At 44.4% G+C, this 19,079-nt stretch carries 9 protein-coding genes; 2 read left to right on the forward strand and 7 right to left on the reverse strand.

Annotated features, from left to right (window positions below; genetic code table 11):
• Window positions 1-146 precede the first annotated feature (146 nt).
• Together ACPV3A_RS16930 and ACPV3A_RS16935 are read left to right on the forward strand one after the other, a co-directional pair.
• Window positions 147-599, forward strand: coding sequence for a hypothetical protein (locus ACPV3A_RS16930; RefSeq protein WP_426200379.1), 453 nt, complete (start codon window positions 147-149; stop codon window positions 597-599).
• A gap of 664 nt (window positions 600-1,263) precedes the next feature.
• Window positions 1,264-1,779: a hypothetical protein gene (locus ACPV3A_RS16935; RefSeq protein ID WP_426200380.1), complete on the forward strand. Its 516-nt coding sequence runs from the start codon at window positions 1,264-1,266 to the stop codon at window positions 1,777-1,779.
• Window positions 1,780-2,063: 284 nt separating this feature from the next.
• Here the strand turns inward: ACPV3A_RS16935 and ACPV3A_RS16940 are convergent, their stop codons facing one another.
• From ACPV3A_RS16940 to ACPV3A_RS16970, 7 genes are all read right to left on the reverse strand, one after another.
• Window positions 2,064-2,483, reverse strand: a complete 420-nt coding sequence (locus tag ACPV3A_RS16940) for an HU family DNA-binding protein (RefSeq protein ID WP_426200381.1) — start codon at window positions 2,481-2,483, stop codon at window positions 2,064-2,066.
• A 76-nt stretch (window positions 2,484-2,559) separates the two neighbouring features.
• A complete protein-coding gene (locus tag ACPV3A_RS16945; RefSeq protein ID WP_426200382.1) occupies window positions 2,560-3,189 on the reverse strand; it encodes a hypothetical protein in 630 nt (209 codons plus the stop codon).
• A 1,188-nt stretch (window positions 3,190-4,377) separates the two neighbouring features.
• Entirely contained in the window at window positions 4,378-7,617 is a 3,240-nt protein-coding gene (locus ACPV3A_RS16950; protein WP_426200383.1) for a hypothetical protein, read from the reverse strand.
• A gap of 104 nt (window positions 7,618-7,721) precedes the next feature.
• Window positions 7,722-8,351: a hypothetical protein gene (locus ACPV3A_RS16955; RefSeq protein WP_426200384.1), complete on the reverse strand. Its 630-nt coding sequence runs from the start codon at window positions 8,349-8,351 to the stop codon at window positions 7,722-7,724.
• Window positions 8,352-8,384: 33 nt separating this feature from the next.
• Window positions 8,385-9,521 carry a WxL protein peptidoglycan domain-containing protein gene (locus ACPV3A_RS16960; protein ID WP_426200385.1) on the reverse strand — a complete coding sequence of 379 codons (1,137 nt, stop codon included), beginning with the start codon at window positions 9,519-9,521 and terminating at the stop codon, window positions 8,385-8,387.
• 312 nt (window positions 9,522-9,833) lie between these two features.
• Complete coding sequence (locus ACPV3A_RS16965; protein WP_426200386.1) at window positions 9,834-15,107, reverse strand: hypothetical protein; 5,274 nt, start codon at window positions 15,105-15,107, stop codon at window positions 9,834-9,836.
• A 199-nt stretch (window positions 15,108-15,306) separates the two neighbouring features.
• Window positions 15,307-19,008, reverse strand: coding sequence for a type IV secretory system conjugative DNA transfer family protein (locus ACPV3A_RS16970; protein ID WP_426200387.1), 3,702 nt, complete (start codon window positions 19,006-19,008; stop codon window positions 15,307-15,309).
• Between the last annotated feature and the right edge of the window lie 71 nt (window positions 19,009-19,079).

Below are 19,079 nucleotides of genomic sequence, written 5' to 3' on the forward strand. Positions count from 1 at the left end.
ATACGAGAAGTGAAAATTCAACATGCAAAACCGCTTTTGTATGGTACTGTTTGGTTTGATGGAGTTATAAGCGGATACGTAAAATAAAAAGAATCCATGCGGAATTTAAATTGAAGTTGTACTTTTATTCAGAATGGAGAATGAAAATGACAGAAAGAAATAGTAAGAGGTTTTTCATTGAGAGTCGAGTTAAAATCAATAAGGAAGTTCAAACGCCCGATTTGGAAAAATACAAGAATCAAATTTTGACGGTATACAGACTTGGCACAAGCGATAATCCAGAAGAAGAAATCCTCTACAATTTGAGAGATAAAGATGGGAATACGCCCGACGACTTAACAAACCTATACGCCGACGAGCTGGAGTGGGCTAGTCCGCAAGAGACATACGATGATGGCGGACTAGCTTATGTCAAAACGAATGATTACGTAGACAATACAGTCAATCATGCACTGGCGTACTTCCTCAAACAGGTCGCTCAAATACATGGCGTTAGAACAAAAAACGTAGATGATGTGGATTGGCAAGTCGTTTACGACCTGAAATATGAAGTGTATCAGGCTTTGGGGAAATTGGGAGTGAAAGTTGAATTTCAATAGAATCAGTCTAAATAGCACCTTGATACAAAATGCGGAATGGTTTCTAAAGAAATGCCAGCGTTAAAATGAAAAAGTGTCGATAACCACCCCTACTCCAACTACTACGATTATAAATTGCAATAAAGGCGAACCCCAAGATGGGTTCGTCTTTTTTTTTCGTTTCTATGAACATGACGGCTACTCAGATAGACCTCGGTTATCTAAGTAAACTTAGAAAACCCAATACAATATCTGAAGAGTTTACACAAAGGAGATGAGCTAATTTGCAAAGCAATAAAAATGAGTACCGAAGAAAGATTAACATTACCGGAGCTCATCAAATACAAGCAGTAAATGAGGGCGCTTGAGATTGTAAAATTGGAATCTCAACGTTTTACTGTTCCAGGGGGATACATACAGCCTACCGGATACGCCTTTAAGCATCCTGAATATGGCTATCTTGCCTTTAACGATACAACGGGTCCCTATAACCCTTGTGGTGGGAAAAACGCGCTGGAAGCGATTATGGCCACTGGAGGGTTCATTCATTTCGACGATATGGTTTGGTTGTCTCCAATGCAATAGCCGTAACAACTTCTGGAATGCACTTCGCAGTATCAATTAACGGTAGCTGCCATCATATTTCTTCAAAATTACATTATTTGATTCAAGAGGAGGCTTTTTTATGAACAACAAAATCGTTATCCATATTAGTGGCATGGATGCCGACATTGCCCGAAACCCGCTTGATATACCCGTCGTTATCATCAACTTCGACAATTATGCTGATCTTCCTAACATGGGTGCAGACAATGCAATGATCAAATGCCCTAAGTGTCTTAAAAACGGTTCTCAGGTTATTTGGAACGCAGCTACGTGGGACTTCTTTGGAGACCCCGATACAGTCAACAATCGGATTCAGAATGCTGAACCCGGTTCGCAATTCACCTGCGCCTACTGTTATGAACCATCGACAGCAGAAGAGCTCGGGCTCGTTCCGAATGAATCTACAATTCAAACGCCGGCCACCGAAAAGAATCAAAGCGACCTCAAATGTCCGAAATGCCTGGCTGATGCTGAAAATATCGGCCATGCCTTCGTTGAATCCGGCGAATGGGACGGTAAACGCTATGAGCTGGAAGCCGATGTTCATCAATATCGGTGCCGCAATTCGGAATGTGGTAGAGAGTTCTTCATCTAATACAAAATAATATGCGCTCACCGCGTTCTTATCAATCACACCAAAAAAAGACGAACCCTTAAAGGGGTTCGTCTTTTTTCCTTCTATGGCCAAGTGAGCTCAGTAAGAATGACTCCATCTTGTAGGGGCATCACCGGCTGTGTCTTCATTTATTCCTAAGTATCCAGACTTATTTCCTAATCACTTCAAGTTGAGCCGAAAAGTGAAATTTAATTTCCACTTTTTCAAACCCCAATAGAAAAGAGGCTACGCCTCTTCTACCTTACATCTCTATCAAGTTCTTTTTATTCGTTCTGGCCACTCTTTCCTTTCTTTTTTTTCATTTCACGGCTGCGCTTAGCCCGTACCTCACGCAAGTACTTCCCATACGCCGAACTTGTTTGAAAAGCCATTGCTTCTCTCTCAGGTACTTCGTGTTCTTCCCCGGTCGCAGGATTTCTACCAATTCGTTTTTTCCGTCTCGATAAATAAAAGGTCCCTTTGCCATGCAGCTTAACCCAATTTCCCATTTCTAATTCATTCTGTATGACTGCCCAACATGCATCAAACGAAGTTTTAACCGTATCTGGATGGATTCCTGACTCATCTGCCGCGACTTGGATAATATAGTTCTGTTTTCGTTCAACACCATCGCCGTATTTCTTAGTATTAGCTTTATCTTCTTGTTCTAGTTCATCATCACGTACATTTTTGTTCTTTCTCATAAAAAATACTCCTCTTAGTCCAGTGTGTTTTCGAATTTACTAGTACAAAATATATCAACACGAATTCATCTATACATTAAATTTCAGGCCCGTTACTATCCAATTCTTGATTATTCACAGCATACTGCCGATTTGGCTTGAGCTCGGGTTCATCTTCATGACTACGAGTCAATGTAGACGCAGCCGGCTCATAGTGATAACGAGCGATTGGAACAGAAGCATGAGGAACATGACCCAGATACGACATTTTTGAACCAACTTCCACGATTTCACTTTCCTCATTAGGTTGCCCCGCCACGAAAGAGGAAATTCCGTCGTGACCTCGAACGGTTCGTTCATATTCAGCAGCAAGATCAACCGAGTCTCCCTGGTACTTCTCTTCAAACATTCGAAATGATACATCATAAAAATCTTGATGTTCCTTTGTAAAACGATTGAATTCTCTTGTGAAGGCTTGAATCTCTAATTCTGTCGGTTCTGTTCCACCTAATTGCTTCATGGATTCTTTGTAAGCGTCCAGCATTACTTCCTGCAGCTCTTTCTGGCTTGGGCGATCGGAAAGAACCAGATCGTGATCTACAAAAGCTTTCTGAATTTGCTCACGCAAAATTTCATCAGCTTCTGGATCATTTGAGTCAACATAGTAATAAAGTGACTCATAACTGTTTTTGACCCGTATTTCTGGCGACATATTGATAATCGTCATGCTCAATACAACTCTCCTTTTCATGTCGAATCTGTGTCGAAACCATGTCGAATTATGCCGAATAAAAATGAAATTATTCAAAATTTGACGCCATTATATATTATTTACCTGGGGCTTTTTTCAGTATATCACGAACAAACCCCTACATACACAACAACTTGGAGCCTTTTTACTGGTAGGTTATGGGGAGAACTTGTCCGTTGCGACGGGTTTGTGGGTTTTGGGGTTTACTATTGTGAATTTTTCATATAGTGCGGTTCTCACAACAAATAAACCCGACCTTTTAGATCTGAGCGAAATTGTGCCGGTCTATTTAGTTTAAAAACACCAGTAAGGAATTTTTCAATCCAAAAGTCCATTAGAGAGAGCACCAGATCTGATCCGGCCTCCGCTTCGCTAAGTTTATTCCGTCGAATGGTCGCCTTCGGCCAATCAATTTACTATCTACCACTCTTCATCACCGCAGCTCAAGCACATGCACGCATGCATAATAACTGAATAGCTGTCTCCTCTCAATCCGTGCAGTGCAGCCAATAGAGCTGCCTTATTAAGAAGTAGGCTCCTTAGTAATGACTTTAAGCTATGCATGTTGTTTACCTATTTGAAAGAAACGGTTAATGATAAAAAACTCCAAATTTATGTATGTATAACTTTTCTAACTCTTTATGACCTTCCTTTAATAGGGGTTACTTTTGGTCGCTAGCTACCTTCATTCAGTATAACACAAAAAAATGTTTATCAAAACGCTGAGCAATCAATGATTCCATGACTATTTATGCAATTAAATTAAGAAAAAACGGGTTGATGAATAGTTCCATCAACCCGATTCTTTGAATCTGCAAGATGCTAAAGATTCATATTTATTATTCCCACTAGCCTGGGAAGGATTATGCGCAATCTCCTTGCTGGTACTTAAAGACTAAATTTATTAAGCGTTTTCTTTAACCCGACCCGATGGAAAGCTCAATGATAGACTTCGTTCAACATTACACATTCAATGGCTCAATTCTTTTTATAATCTCTATAAATACTGAACATCTGTTTTCATTATATCACAAATATAAATTAAAATATACTGTGTATACAATGTTTTGCTGTAACTTCTTAGTTAGTTTTATATATAGAAAAGCGGATTGATGGATATCTCCACCAACCCGCTTTTCGATTTCTTACAGGGTCTTCGAGTGATTAAATACCCGAAGTCAATGTGATCGTAAACTTGGATTTATAAATGCCAGCCATTAGACCAGTAGACTCTCCTGCAACGAATTTACTTCCAGATCCGGATGAAACAATGTTAACGCGATCAGGAACACTCAGCGTAAAGTTCAGCGGGATTTCATTATACCCCATACCCTCGAAAGCATTCGCTGTGACCAACATTTCTGGGCCATTCCCTGTGAATACATGTTTCCCCACGTTTGACAACTCCGCAGCTGGTCCGTTTATAGTTTTAGTATTTAACACATCGACAGACAGCGCATTAGCCGGAATGCTCACAACAAGGTTTTTGGAATTTGTAGAGTTATCTTGCAAAGGATCTGACACGAAGTCAGTCACATCCATACTGTAATGATATCCTTTTCCGTTCCCTCGGCTATCTTCAATAAATACCCGGCTTACTGCATTGATAGATTGATACGGATTAGTATTATCAATGACGATTGTAGAAAGGTCCGCTCCCTCGAAACGAGCATTAAGGCCTCCACTATGTACCGTGAAGTCAACCTCTTCTTGTCCCACCGGCGTTCCACCAGGACCTGGTGTTGGTGTCGATCCATTGAGTGGAGGCGTTGTATACTCCTTATCCGTCAGGATTTGACCAGTTGATGGATCAGTGATCTTAACCTTAATCGGGAGGTAAGCACCAATATCGATTGGTCCGGTGTATTCTTGATAACTGGCGCCATTATCGACGGAATATTCCTTATACCAGTTTCCAGTCGGAATATTTGAAAAGTCGATCAGGAGTTTATCATTGATATCTCGTGCAAAAGATGGATCGTAATCAACTCCACCCAAGCTTAGAGATGTCTCAGCGCTGAAGTTGGTTCCGTTAATAACACGAGCCTTGTAAACTGAATTAAGGATATTATCCACATACAGTGTGTATTTACGCTCTGTAGCACTTGGATCTTCTGATGTGCCGTTATATTGATTTAAGATATCGGCCTCGTCCACCCATGGACCACCATCATGTTGAATTTGTAAAGATCCTTCAGTTGGGTTAAAGCCGATGGTCAATGGTCTTTGATTGTTTGCATCAACAGCACCTACAGTACCGACAGGAGCGGTTATTGTACCTGGAGCCGGCGGATCGACTGTAATGTTTTCTGTTACTCTTGTGAGTTCTTCGTTATTTCGGTTTGAAACAATCGCAGTTACAACATGGACTCCCTCTTGCAACACAATTGGAGAAGAGTAATTAGAAAGCTGCCCATCCACATCAAGTTGTACTATCACTCGATTCAAATCAATGGAGCCAGTATCCACTGTAAGAACCCCATCTTGCTCAAGCAACTTAGGGTACCCTGCAGGGATGACAATAGGGTTATTCAAGAAGGAGACATCCAAAATCTCACTGTACAGGCTGTCCAAGCCGGCACGAGCTTTAAGGTTGATCACACCTTTGTTCGTCAACGTTATTGGAGCCGAGTAATCCAGCCAAGTAGCTCCATTGTCTAAGGAGTATTCTTTTTTATTTGCTACTGCAGGATAATTCAAAGTGATAATTGTGTTTTCGAATTTATCCGTTAAGCGGATACCCTCCGTAGGCTTATCGATTGTAGTTGGTGCTGGAGTATACCCCGGAGGATAGATACCAGTTGCCCCATCCTGAATGATTGTGTTTCCATTTTCATCTATTCTATACAGATTGCCGTCTGAACCAAAACCATAGACGTTTTGAACATTGAGATCCAATGAGATCTCAAGCAACCCAACAAATTGTATACCAGATGCGGATGTATTCGTGTACTTATCATTGCCTGAAAATACATACACATCACCTGTATTTTTCAACAAGTAAAGTGATTTTGTACCGAACGCCAGATCAGTAATATCTTTAATAGCTCCATCTGGTCCAGATAATCTTGTCTGTGTTTCGATTCTACCCGCAATACCCGTTATCCCTTTACCGTATACGATGCCGTTGTACGCTGTGTTACCGTTACTCCCAATCACGTACACATTACCATTAGTACCCAAACCCGCAACCAGAGACACTTCACGGTTCGTGTTAACCGTATACTTTTTCAGATTCGTCATCACAGTCGATTCGGTCGTTGTGTAGTCCGCTGCAGAGAAATCGGCACCTATCCTACTGGCAGGAAGACCCCATGCTTTCAGATTACCACTGCCATCTAAGTGCATGAACGTATTACTTGTTCTACTGATACTGCCATCAGTCAAATCCGACAAATTTGAAACTTCCCTACTCATGGTCGTTGGATCGCCGTTAAAGGGATATAAAGTCTTCGTACTGATCTCAGCCGTAGCTCCCGGTGTATAACGATCTGTATTGTTCGGTGCTACTGAAGTATCCCTCAATGTGTAATAGCTTCCGTTGACTTTGAAATAACGCATCCCGATCCGAGTATTGTCCGTGCTGTACGATATTTGCTTTGTCCCGTAGGATGTTTCATCGATATAGCCCATATCAAACGTACTTGGACCGGAGAATCCCGGAAACATCGATGTTATTTTCACCGGCTTCGCATTAGCATAAGAAGTATCACCAAACTCGCGACCGATTTTATATACATCCGAATCAGTAACAAATAGAACAACGTTTCTATCGACTTGTATCATTTTCTTAACCCCTGTTAGGGGGGTATCGAATAGATCAGGATCTACAACCTCGACAGGAACAGTCGTATCTGATTTAACCCCGTTACCTAATTGTCCGTAAGTTCCAGCCCCTGTGGCCTCTACCCTGCCATCTGCGGTCAGACCATAAAAGGTATATGCATTATAACCTTCAGAATTGTAGACGAAATCGGTCCACCCAGACGCTATCTTTTCAAAAGAATTCGCAGGATTGTAACCCGAATCTTTCCGGTAGTAAAAATCTCCGTTAAACATCAGTCGCATACCTACGCCTTTGTTATCGGCACTTTGCGAAATATACTTTTTAATATCCGCGCCTATTTCGTCTAGCTTATCTTTATCAACTGGAATGGAGTATTCTCCCCTGTCTCTAAAGAGTATCTTCCTACCATCACTCAAGGCTAGATAAGCACGAGTACTTGATTGTTGATCTTCGTAATAGTACACGATGTCTTCGATATTGGCATGCCCTGCCCCCTGTATCGTGTTCTTACCAGGCATTAAAACACTAGGAATTAGTAAAGCTGCCGCTAGTGCAATGGTTAGCGCTCGTCTAGTGCCTCTTCTCCTTGGCTTATGTACTGCTTTTTCACTCGTCATGTACCAAGACCTCCATGTTTTAGTTTCTCAAAACTGTTTTCATTATTTACAACCAAATCGAGCCTTACTTTTCTTCTGGATATATCCCTTCCGTATCGATCTCCTTAAATTCCCGAGGTTGCCGTGGTTGTAAATGTAGATTTATACGTACCTGCGACCACACCGATTTCTTTACCATCAGAAGCTCTAATGATCTGAGGAAGAGATAGTGTGTAATGGAGCTCAAAATCATATGCACCCTGACCTGTGGTTACAGCTGCTGAGAAAATAGGCATATCTTTGTTCGACAACACTTGATCTTGGGCTAAATGTCCGCCGTGAGAGAAATCAAGTGGCATTCCTGAGATCGTGTTTTTTAATGTTGCCGTCACTTTCACTGCATCAATAGGAATATAAAAATCCTGTCCATTGAGTGTCGTTACGAAATCTGTGGCAGACTGGCTTACGACCCAACCGTTGCCATTACCCCGATCATCAATCACACGAGATGTGACGACCGCTTGTGATTGTTGCTGTTGGCGAACGGCAAGCGTAATATCCGAAAATTTAATATTGGATTGAGTAACCAAGAGATTTCCACCAGTCACGTGTACTTCTTTTTCAACTTCTTGAGCCGAAGCCACCGTTGGTAGTGCCAACGCAAGAACTAACAATCCGGAAAACAAAAATCGCTTCATGCCTTCACGTCTCCTTTTATTTTGTTCTAAACCTTCCGCTTCCGGAACGAACTTCACATCGAAACCACCACCTTTCCTGGAGAAAAAGCACTAATGTTGAGGGCGGCGAGTGGAACGACGAACAGGTTGATGCGCCGGCCGCCGGCGATTCTTCTCATCTTCTTCTTTTTTCTTTTTTCTTTTAAATAAAAGGATCAAAAGGAAAATTAACGATCCTAATATTAGAAAAAGTAAGACAGCAAACAAAACGATGACCCATGGATGATTTTTCAGCCAATCCCAAATGCCACGACCCTCTAAAAGTCCTGCATTACTCAGACTTTCTTGTGCCCTCTGCGCTTCGGCCTCAGTGACCGTAAAGTTAAAGGTTCTTGATACCTTTTTTTCGTTGAAGTTAGCTTCAAAGTAGGCTGTATACTCACCTGGCCACAAGATTTGGTCCTCTATGTAATAGACCATATCAGCCGTTTTCGCAGCATAGATCGACTGTTCACTCGGTCCGGCATCATAGGCCTGGTTGAAGATGCCTTTACCGCTCGCGTCTCGAATTTGGATCACGCCATGAGGGCGTTGCAGGATCGTCCCTGTGTTTGTCAACTTGACTGTCAGCTGCGAGTAGCCGTTACTTATGTAGCTGTGCTTAAAATCATCAATGCTCATATCATGGGTAGCTAGTTCTTTCTGCTTTTCCATCACAATTTGAACACCGAGTCGCGGAATCCGTTCAATTAACAAGACTGCTTGGGTTTTACTTGCCTCAACTGCCTTCTCGTCCTCTTCCGGAATTTGCTCCGCAACTATTCCCCCTACATATTCCCCTGGACTCAGATCTTTAGGGACTTTCACGGTATAGACAAATTTCTTCTTTTCAAGCGGCTTTAGATGAACTTTTTCTTCTTTCGAAGGCGAGATCCAGGAACCAACAGAACTGGCTTTTTCGCCTTTCATCGTGTAACTCTTTCCTCCATTGACATTTGGTGCTGCGTCGGCTGGATAGATCCAAAGATCAATCGGTTTATTAATAAGATTTTTCACATAAACAGTGTACTTTTTCGTTTCCCCTCCGCTGACCTCATCCCGGTAATATCCGCTTGATTGTTCCACTTCTTTTACAGGCGAGATAATGAAGTCAACATTAGCAGCTGCATTTGCCTGCTGCTGCAGAAGCATATTAGAAACAAAAGCGATAAAAAATAGAAGCAGGCTGTATTTAATTGAATATTTCATCTCATTCTCCTTTAAGGAAAACGGGGGTGTGCCTCTGTGCCCCGAATTTTAGGTTTGTCTATCTCTTCTTCTTGGTATCTCAATCCATCCGCTGGCCAACATCAGCTCTTTCAGCGCGATGTCGCAAAACTATCCCCCTCTTTCCGCTAATATGAACTAGACGCCTTTCCTTAGATTGGTAAGTTGCTTTCTTCGAGTATATCACAGACAAGTTCTTTACAAAATACTATACAATCAATGTTTTGATGTATTTTTTCGAGTAATATGGACAAAAAAAGCGAGCGGATGGAGTTTACACCAGCTCGCTTTTTTTTAAAGAGTCATTCCCACTTCTTCTACTTCTACAACATCCGAACCCAACTGGGCAGCAGGCTGCGTAATCGACGGTCTAATCACACGCTGCGTATCTTTTTTCGCAAGTTTCGTTTGCTCATTCGCATTTCGCATCGAGAACGGGGCAAACAATTTATTTTGCTCCCCTTGCAGAAGTGACTCCCCGTTATCTGCGAGCCGCTTCAGCTCCTCATAACCGCCGCCATATGCTACACGGTCCATCGGGGAACCCTTGAGTGCCATAGCATCCTTAAGCGGGATAATCTGACCCTGATAGGTCAGCGTATCCGTAACCGCTTGAATGTACTCCTCGTTAACGTCAACCCGCATCTTGTTCTCCATAATACTTGTGAGCTGCGTTTTAAATGTGTGCGGCGTAAGCGAACGTTTCGGATTAGTGATATCCTTACCACGGAACGTTTTGTTCATATCCTCTGTCAGAATTTCATTGACCGTGCGAGCATGCTCTGCATCGTGCTTGATTTGCAGTGTTCCCTGGGTCAGTGGATACATGGATTCAAGTGCCGCCGTGATGTTATCATTACGCATGATCGAAACAAGCTTTTGACTGAACGCGCCAGCAAGGCCTGTATCGTCGGACTTAACACCTGTCGCGTATTGGATTTCCCGAGCGTCACGATCCGTTTTCATGCCCATATGATATTTCATGTAATCTTCAAGTTTTGATTTACTACCTTTCGCCTTGTTATCGACCATCTGCTTAAACGAACGATGAACAGCCTTGTCATCCGCCAGCGATACGAAGTCTCCACCAAAACCATGTTCGCGGAAGCATTTATGACTGTATGCGGTTAGGTCACGAAGCGATTGTTGCAGCACCTTCGGATCATTCGAAGTCGCCTTTTCCTTCACACGGTTGTACAGTTCTTCCACTGATGAATCGCCGAGCTTAGTCGCTTTCGCTTCCGCACTCGCCAGATCCATACCCGTCTGATAGTACAATTGGTTTTTTCCGCTCCCTTTGTCGATCATGTTCGCCCAATGGGAGAATTTCTCGACGAGATCGCGGTTCGCCGCAGCCGTTTCGAACTTAACCAGACCCATCGTATCTCCGTCAAAATCCATGTCATGCGATTTATCCGCGATAGGGTTAATCGCAATACCATGAACCGTATCATCTTTAACGACTTTAAAGGCCCGGATCGCTCCGTCCCGCCAAACCGGATCGCGCCATCCCATGATGATATCGCCTTCTTTTGCATTCAGCGAATCCATCATTTCTTGATTCATTGCACCTTCGCCAATGGCAAGTCGAGGATCGACCATCGCAACGGCTGTCGCCGAATTACTTTGTTTTTTGCCCATGATCTTGTCGCGCAGGAAACTGTGCTTTCCGTTATGGCCACCGTTAAACTGACGATCAACGATAGTCGATTGAATTTTATCGAATTGTTCTTGTGCCTTCATTTGAGCTCTCCTACGCCCTTCATCATCTACCGCTGCTTCATATTCTCCAACGGCCTGATAAATATTGACGTAATAGTTTGTAAAATCCGAACGTCGCATCGAACCATCAATCAGTTCAACATTTTGTCGCAAGCTTGCCGACAATACGGGGATTTCGGATGTGGGTTTCCCTGTTTGGAACGTAACCTCAAATGGGACATCCAGGAAGCCCCCTTGAGACTTGATTTGATCGAGGAAGCTGGATGCGTCCGTATTCGGATCATACTGAAAATGATTCCGCTCCTCAGCTGCATGAGGCTGATAACCATTTACGATCGTGCCATCCGGCTTCATGTCGAGACCAGTTGCGATGAGATACTCCCTGTACGTGCTCCACGCAGCGTCATTGCGTCCATAAATCTCATTAAAGATACCCGTCGCATTTTTCGATCCAAGCGCCCAGGCAAGCTGCCCACTCGCTTTACGGCCTTTCCCATTCAATACGTCTTCACGGCTGTAAGCATGCGTTTTGTCGTCGACCTTCATATCCGTCACAATGATGTTCAGGCGACCCATCGCCGCTTTGAATACTTCGCCCGTATCCGGGTCTACAAGGTCTTTTACTTCCCCGCTCATCAATTCCTTCACGACACCTGCGTTATGGCGCGAGAGCATGGAATACGGAGCGCTCACGACGTCCAGATCTGGGTTCGCACGTAAGAAGCGTACTTCTTTATCGAGTTTCTGCGCTTTCGCTTCATCATCGGACATATGCCGGTCAATCACGATACCAATCGTACCTTTGTTCCCGCCGAAGTCAGACAACTTATCTCCACGTTGCAGCGGACGGAATTTGCCGTGCGTTTCCAGGAACGCGTCGAACGAAACGTCCACGTCCTGATCCGCACTCCAGGCACGCACTCCCTCAGCCAGCACTTCATCCGACCACATCATGCCTGTACCACTCAAAATCTCGTGCTTATCACCGCCATTCGCGATGTGAGCTACTATTTCTTTCAATACATCCATGCTTTCATCATTTGGTGTATTACCGAATATCTTGTTACGCTCCGCAAATTCTTTGGAAACGGCGTAACTGTCGTCGAACGTCCAGCCACCGAAACTCATCAATGCCGTGCCGACACCTTCATCGACCTTCAGCGCCGTCATCAACTGATTCGACGACATTTGGTTACGATCCCACGCGTTATGGTCCTTATTATCGAAATACGAAAGCTTCTGAAGGGCTGTGCTATCCGGAATAACTTTTCCGCTTTCTGTTTTGATTCCCTGAGACGGAGTCACGCTGCCATCCGGATTCAGTTCTACACCATCCACCAAATACCAGATCAACCCTTGTGTTTTACCGGTACCCGTCATGGTCATGTCGGCATAATTCTCAAGGTCCTTGCTCAGCACCCGCATATTGGTTTCGCCTGCAGCTTTCCAATAGCTAAAGGAAGCAATATCATCTCCAGCGCCTTGATCGCGCTTAGCCTGTGTCTCTGCACTCGTTGTTGCGTGCTCAGAAAATTGGTTATCGAAACGAACTCGATTCGAGAGTGTTTTCAGAATTGCTATCTTGGTTTCCATATTGAGCTGGTTCACTTCCATGAAATCCAGTTCAACACGCTTCCCGTAAACATCGCCGTGATACAGTCCATTGATGCTGCTTGCATCTAGTGTTGTCGGAATGTTACCGATCGTCCGGTCAAAAGGCCGCGTCAGCTGATGGGTGACCTGCGCACGAAGTTGCTCGGTCAAGTGCCGTTCAAAACCTTTGACCCTAAACCGACTCATCCGGTCTTCATAGTCACCTTCAAAAGAAAAGTAGCCCGTATATCCTGGTACAATCCCGTAGTTATTGCCACCCTGGAATTTGGTTTCGATGATGCCGTGCTCGTTCGGAACGAAAACCTGTCCGACTTCGCCGCTGATTTTTTGCCATCTTTGTGATTCTTTAGAGGAACCTGTCCGGCGGTTCCCTTCCCATTGAATGATGCCGTTCTCGTCAATTTTCACCGACGGATCAGAACCAAACCCTTGATCGCCGATCACACCACCCGCTCTTAGCGTATCGTGAACAGTTTGAAGCGCCTGCTTCAGCAATGGGTTATCGATCTCATCAATGGTTTTGGCCGTTTCGGGGTTGAATGCAATCAAGCGATCACGCGTGGCCCCAACTGCAAAATCATTGCCCTTAATTTTCGACAAATCGTATTTGACTTTCTTCAGAGCCGACATCATCGCATCTCGTTCATTACCTCGTCCGGTTTGCATCATGTGATTCATCACAACTTCCGGATTGAATCCCTCTTCGAAATTGCCGACGATCTCGTTTTGAATCCGTTCCAGATACTCACGGCCGCCATCCTCCGAATGGTACGCCATCATGGCTGCTCGCTCCTGTGCTTCCCGAATCATGTCATCCGATGAGAACAACGTGGCCAGCTCTCCTTGAAATTCCGGACCTGTAATCAACATGTCATCGTCATCCAAAGCTTTGTCAATTAATGCTTGAAGCTCGTCCGCTTTAAACTGATTGTTAATGGATCGTTGAGCCTCCGAAATGGCCGTTTCGATATACACTTGAGCTTCAACTTCACTTGTGAATACGAGCGAGCGGTACCGTCCTGAAATCGGCTTGATTTGAAGTGATTTTTTTGAATCCACTCCCGTAATCTGAACGCTACTGGAATCCGTACTTAAGGACTTTGTAACCCGACCCGTTTTGTTACCCGTCACATAATCGAGCAGTGCAATCGAGTCAGCAGCCGTAAACTTTGTGGCTTCTTTTACGTCTCTCGAACCTTTCACGTTGAAATAGTAAGCGTTCGATGCGTCATAGATCCGGCCAATATAACTGCCGTTTGCTTCCGTATCAAACACCCGGACATTCGTCCGGTCGCCAACCATCATCCGAACTTCGATTTGATTTCGGTTTCCGTTATCCCGAACGCTGAAATCGTACCCGTTTGAGCGCATATGCTTTAAAAGATCTGCACTATTGTGCGCCAATTCAGCATCGAACAGTAAGTTGCTGTCAATATTCTTTGCCACTTCCTCGGCATCCGCTTTGGTAAGATAAGCCCCTATCACATGACGAAGTCCTCGATACTCGCGTTGTTCAAAGACTCCACCATGCCAGCCAAGAAGCATCTCTCCGCTCACAAATTCCTTATCACTTTCACTGTCGCCAGTTTCTGTTCCCGGGACTGTGGCAGCTCCTGAGTTTGTTTGCTCTTGTTGCGCCGCTGTCCGGTCAGTAGGCTGTGCCACACCTGCTTGATTAAACCCTTCACGCTCCGGTGCTACACCGGCCGTAACGCGGCTCGTATATTGATACGTCACATCAAAGCGATCATACAAAGTAACAGAATCTCCCGGATTCATTTCTCTCAGCGATTTCCCCCGATGTACAAAGAACGCTTTACTCATAGGCGCCTGGCCATTACTGAGAACAAACTGACGAATTTCCGGATCAGTTACGACATGCAGAAAGTTTCCTTTCTCAGCAGCATCATCATATTCCACCACACATTTTTTCCAAAAATCAGCCACGCCGGCTTCGAGTGAATCATTATCTCCGATCTCTCCGAAAGAGGTAGCCCCGGTCCCCCGCAGCAGCCGGATGACATCGCTCGGCCTTACGCGCATGGTGGTGAAATCAAAGCGTACCCCGTTCTGTTCCCAGTTGTCTCTAAACCCCTGCATCATGGAGGCTGTGGCGGTGATACCTTTCATTTTTAAATCAGGTATAACCTGAGAAAGCATTCGCATCGTTATGTATTCCGCAAGATCGCGATAACGTCTATCGTTTGTATTTTCTCCATAATTTCCAATCATTTTCCCAAACCCCTTTCACATCGAAAATCTCACACGTATCGCTATGCAGTCAGCGTTTTCAACACAATTCTATAGGTATATTATACCATAGAAAAAAGGAGCTTTCGCTCCTCATTCCCTTGCATTTGTTAAACATTCTGTTGTCTCAGGGAACAAAATCACGAACTCAAACGTAGGTTCGATTCGTTTGTTCCTTGACTTATTGCATATGACGTTGATACGCACGATTTACTTCTTGATCGAAGCGACCCTGCGCGAGATCCCTCCATGAATCTAGACTGGATAAATACTTGATAAACGAATCTGTGACTTCATAAAACGTTTCTTTTCCGGTATATCCCTCACCGAATACACGGGACTCCTCATTGCGCTCCGCTTCGTGCAGGGCATCTATGTCGCCTTTATTTGAACCCATTGAGCTCCGAACATACAGCATGCCGCTATCGCTTTCCAGTTCCCCGTTCTCCCTCGTCCGAAATCCCGGGGCGTCTTCGAAATAGACTCTTGATTCCGCATACGCCGTTGCCAATACCTTATCGAGCTGCCGGTTAACCTGGCCGCCGATCGAGATCAAATCCTCACGGCTTATTTGGCCGCCGCCATACCGTTTTTGCTGGTGCTCGCTTTGCATGCTCTGCGCTTTAGCTGCTTCTTGCGCGACCTCTACGTTATCAACCGCTGTATCTAAAATGTCACCGAACTCATCCATAGCCGGTATGTTTTCCATATCATCATGGAAATCTGCACTGGCTGCAGGTCGATGTGAAATGTTAAAAAGCCGGCTGTTAATCGCATGCATGATATCATCCGCTACGACGTTTTGATCCAGGCGGATCAAATCCGTTTCACTGAGATCATATGCATCCAAATACGCCTGTTTCATCATATCGGCCATCCGCGCCTGTTTCAGGCGTTGTTCCAACATGTTAAAGAAATCCGGCTGGTTTTTTCTGACATCAAAATCCTTAGCGGATGAATTCGTCGGTATTGTCTGCAGGCTGAATTTTTTGCCTGGCAAGCTAATTTGATTTTGAAAGAGACGGAACGACATTGGATAGGCTGATTCATTACGGTTCCAGATCGGGCTCGTCCCGGCCTTAATGATGATCGAGTTGCGTGCCTCAATAAACATAAAATCATTAAATTGAAGGACCGGGCGCTCTTTGGTCTGCATGGTGTAACTAATCTTGCCTTCGTTCTGATTCAAAATCCGTTCATTATCTCGTGTGACCGTTTTTTGATCGACCCTAGATTCGTGTGTCGTGCCGCTCATTTTTACAAGCGTATCAATCATCGAATCATCGGTCGATTTTAGAAAGACGATATTCTCTGTGTTACCTTGAATGATTTTATCAACGGATTCCCCGTATACATCCCGCAGCTGCTGCAGCGTCTGCAAAATCAGGGTAAACTGCTGATCCTGTCCCAGACCGATTGAGAGCATCGTTTGCAGGGCCGGAATACCATTACCCTCCGATTGCAAGTTCCCGACCTCATCGAGCATGTAGCGAGTCTTATAGAGCGGTTTCTGGTTGTCTTTGGTCATATACGAACCTTCAAAATTCACGTCGACCATCTGTTTAATCAAAATCAGAATCAATTTCGCATAACTCATCAGGTGCGGCGGGGTAATAAAGAAGATCGCTTTCGGACGTTCCGTGTATTTCACCGTCTTCTGGCTAAACGCAGGAATCTCGACGACCTGCTCGCCAAGCTCCGGGTTCAAAAGATCGTGATACCGACGTTTCACCAGTGTGTCTTTATATTCGTACTCCCCTTTTCTTCGATTGAACCGCATTTCACGAAGCGCTCCATCTTTAATGATCTTTTTATTCAGTACGGGATCTTTGACATACCGGCGACCGGATAGATCCGTTTTATACGTCAGCTCCACTTCAAAATAAAATGTACGCACGAGCAGCTGTGTTTTCGGATTGCGAATTTCAAGTTTGACATAACTTTTCCGGTTTGAAAATTTACCATCGAAGAAGTACCGTGCCCAGCCTTCGCGGTCAATGATTTGCGTGTGGCCAAATAATTTTTGATCCAGCTGCTTTTCAAATTTCGGGTCCTCATACGCCGACCAAACAGACTGCAAACCAACTAAACGATGCTTCTCCAAATATTCTGAAGCGAACCGAACGCCAATGCGGCGCGGAAAGGATAATCCTTTCGCATCGAAATTCTGAGAAGGTTTACCGCTTGTTAACGTCGAGATCGTAGGGTCCGTGAAAAATGACATTGCTGTCAGAGCAATCCCGTATACCGATGCAATCGTTTTGTCTGATCCGGCCATCGCTCGAAGGGCATTGTCCGTATTCTGAACCAGCTTCCGCATTTCATTTTGCGGAAGTTTTGCCGTCGCATCAAAAAAGAGTGTTAGGAAGTCCTTTTCCTTTGACGAATCATCTTCATCGATATGAATCGTCTCTACATCCGTTGATTTTTTTGCCGATAGTACAACGAAAAGCTGATATGCGTTGTAAAGTGTAACGACCCCCCACATGTCATCTAACTTCTGCATCAATATTTTTTCAGGCCAACCCTCAAGTTCAGCCTGCTTGCGGATTCGCTTTTCTTCTTCCAGGTAGAAATCGATCAGGCCAAAAGACGAACGTTTGAATGCGTTGTTCGCCGCGTTTGGCCACATGGGATCATCGGCACCTTCCTTTGGAAAGAAGATATCACCGATATTTTCGATATACGATGCTGCTTTCGTGAAGTTACCCTCTCGGGCACTTTCGGCAGCGAAACCAAGTGGATTATAAATATCCGTATTCAGCGGGTTAATCAAATTGAACTGGACAATCTCATAACCCCGAATCGTAGCGGGAATATAAAATTTAACAAGGAGCTCTCCCTTTGGATCATTGACCACAATATTATTTTTGCGTTTTTCACGGGTCCACATATCAATCGTCGGTTCAATAACCGTCTGACCTTTACCCGCACGTGTGATCGCCAGAACCATCGTATTGACTGGCGCGGTATCCACCAGATACGCTCCGGCAGGCCGCTGTACTTCATGATCCAGGAACGTCCAGTCGTTATTGATCAAATCCGCTACAGTATCGTAGGGCTGCTTATCCCGGTCGCTCCGGTTCCCCGAATCATCGATTTCGTTATATTCAATCTTACGAACATCAACGGGAGTCCGAATCTCTTTTTCAGATAGCGGTATGCCGCTGGCCGTGAATAGATCGCGTCCAAACTCCTCATCAATGATAGGCATCTTTTTTGATATGGGCTGACCGCTCGCATCGTACATAACCTCACCTTTATAGGCGACAATGACGCCGTCCTCGACAACGTCTTCCTTGTAACGCTGAATCATATCGATACTTTTGAGCCCCTTGTTGCTAAGCATGACATGACTGAGCATGCTCGATACCTGGACGCTTGACTCGGCACCTGCATCCGGAAACCAGTCATACATTCTCCGCATTTCTTCCGGAAGGGCAATATGCTGATCATTTTCGTATGTATTGATATCTGTGGAATCAATCATGCTGTTCCTAGACCGCCATAATGCCATCATGCGGTCGTTCAGTATCAGCCAAGCCATCAGAAATACAAAACCAGTCCATAAAAACAGCGGCGTACTCGTATAAACCGTGAGCTCGCTGGCATCGAAATCAAAAAAAGAGGCCCCACCCGATGATGTGACATATTGATAGAAGTGCCAACCGATCGCAACGATGATGCCAGCCACATAACCCAAACCAGCAAAGATTAACGCGAAAAACACAGCACCAATTCGCTCTTTGATCGGCTTATCGACTTCACCGCGTTCACCGCGCTTCATATTTTGCGTCTCATGGACTTCGCGGTTTTTTACGCGCTCTTTATACTTCTGGTTCTTAATCTGATTCCAATTTTTCGATGGTTTTTTCTTCGCCACGAAACCACCCCTTTATTTGTTAGAACAATAGCTATCGAAAAAAATTGAGACTGACATAGGTGCTAAATCGA

It is taken from the genome of Paenibacillus sp. Dod16, from assembly GCF_049893405.1.
GTDB lineage: Bacteria > Bacillota > Bacilli > Paenibacillales > Paenibacillaceae > Paenibacillus_AQ.